Origin of the sequence: Methylovulum psychrotolerans (assembly GCF_002923755.1) — a bacterium.
GTDB classification, from domain to species: domain Bacteria; phylum Pseudomonadota; class Gammaproteobacteria; order Methylococcales; family Methylomonadaceae; genus Methylovulum; species Methylovulum psychrotolerans.
In genome coordinates this window covers 1-2,053 of the sequence record NZ_PGFZ01000061.1, presented here as the reverse complement: position 1 = coordinate 2,053, position 2,053 = coordinate 1, and the positions used below count along the sequence as shown (strand labels likewise).

Sequence of the window (2,053 nt, the reverse complement as noted above, 5' to 3'; positions counted from 1 at the left end):
CGGCAACGGCGCGGGCGCGGCGGGGCAAATCGCCATCTTGGGCGTGAACTTGGCATTGACCAACGCCGATTTTGTGGTGATTTAACCGACCACTCAGTGTGTCGGGCAAGAACCCTCCTGCCCGACACACCACCCTGACGAAAAAGCCCAGCTTGCCCAAAGCCACGCTGTTATGGCGCAACTAGCGGCGGACGGGGTGAGCGTAACGGTCAAAGATATGCTGAAACCCAAGACAAAAACAACCCCGTTTTTGAAAACGGCGTACCCGTGCGCATTTTTAAATGGGGGGAGTAGCATAAAACCCTTGGGTGTTACTTAATAACATTCCGCTTTAACCCTTTTTTACTTATTATTTTTTGAGGCATAGCATGACCATAACGACAACAAAAAACACCTTATCCTTTCCTGGGCATTCCTTAGGAGAATTTGCCAATAATTACGCTTTTGCCATAACTAAGGCTGATGGCTCGGTGGTCACCTGGGGGAGCAGCACTTATGGTGGCGACAGCAGTGCGGTGGCGACGCAGCTCAACGGCAGTGTGGGCGTGACGCAAGTTTTTTCCTCAGCCTTTGCCTTTGCCGCGTTGCGTACCGATGGCTCGGTGATCACCTGGGGCACTTATGCTGGCGACAGCAGTGCGGTGGCGGCACAGCTCGACGGTACTGTGGATGTGACGCAAATTTTTTCCACAGTAGGTGCTTTTGCCGCCTTGCGCGTCGATGGCTCGGTGGTCACTTGGGGCAGCAGCGCTTATGGCAGCGACAGCAGCTCGGTGGCGACCCTGATCAACGGCACCATAGACGTGACGCAAATTTTTTCCACAACAAACTCCTTTGCCGCCTTGCGCACCGATGGCTCGGTGGTCACTTGGGGGAATCACTATGATGGCGGCGACAGCAGCACCGTGGCAATCGGCCTCAACGGCTCGGTGGATGTGACGCAAATCTTTTCCACAGACACTGCCTTTGCCGCCTTGCGCACGGACGGTTCGGTGATCACTTGGGGGAATAGCGTTGGTGGAGGCGACAGCAGCGCGGTGGCAACCGGCCTCAACGGCTCGGTGGATGTGACGCAAGTCTTTTCCACAGACACTGCCTTTGCCGCCTTGCGTACCGATGGTTCGGTAGTCACATGGGGGTATAGCACTTATGGCGGCGACAGCAGCTCAGTGACGGCACAGCTCAACGGCACCGTGGATGTGACGCAAATCTTCTCCACAAACGATGCCTTTGCCGCCGTACGTGCGGACGGCTCGGTAGTTACTTGGGGTAATAGTACTCATGGTGGCGACAGCAGCCCAGTGGCGGCACAGCTCAACGGCACCGTGGATGTGACGCAAATTTCTTCAACATATGATGCTTTTGCCGCCTTGCGCAGTGACGGTTCGGTGGTCACTTGGGGGGATTCCAACTATGGCGGCAACAGCAGCGCCGTGGCGGCACAGCTCAACGGTACCGTGGTGCAAATCTTTTCTACATCCGCTGCCTTTGCCGCCTTACGCAGTGACGGCTCAGTGGTCACTTGGGGATCCAGTTCCTCTGGCGGCGACAGCAGCTTAGTGGCGGCACAGCTCAATGGCACTGTGGATGTGGTGACGATTTATACCTTAGGCTCGGCCTTTGCCGCCTTGCGCACCGACGGTTCCATCATCACTTGGGGAAACAGCAGCGCAGTCGCCGGCCAACTGACCTCCGGCGTGGTCGGTGCCGCCAACATCGCCACCAACGATGTCTACATCAACCATGCCCCCACCGGCACGGTCAGCATCGCCGGCACGTTCACCCAAGGCCAAACCCTCACCGCCAACAACACCCTGGCCGACGCCGACGGCTTGGGGGCCATCACTTACACTTGGATGAGTGGGGCCAGCGTCCTCGGCACCGGCGGCAGCTATGTGCTTCAGGCCGGCGATGTCGGCCATACATTGACCGTCACCGCCAGCTACACCGACCTTGACGGCAAGGCCGAGAGCAAAGCCAGCGCCGCCACCGGCATGGTCGGCACCGTGGTGCTCGGCACCGCCGGTGCCGACACCCTGACCGGCACGGCGGG

1 protein-coding gene is annotated in these 2,053 nt (G+C 58.5%); it reads left to right on the top strand.

Going from position 1 to position 2,053, the window contains the following annotated elements:
- Positions 1-368: 368 nt before the first annotated feature.
- Positions 369-2,053: RCC1 domain-containing protein (locus AADEFJLK_RS23505; protein WP_211299338.1), on the top strand; the 1,685-nt coding region annotated here is incomplete at its 3' end.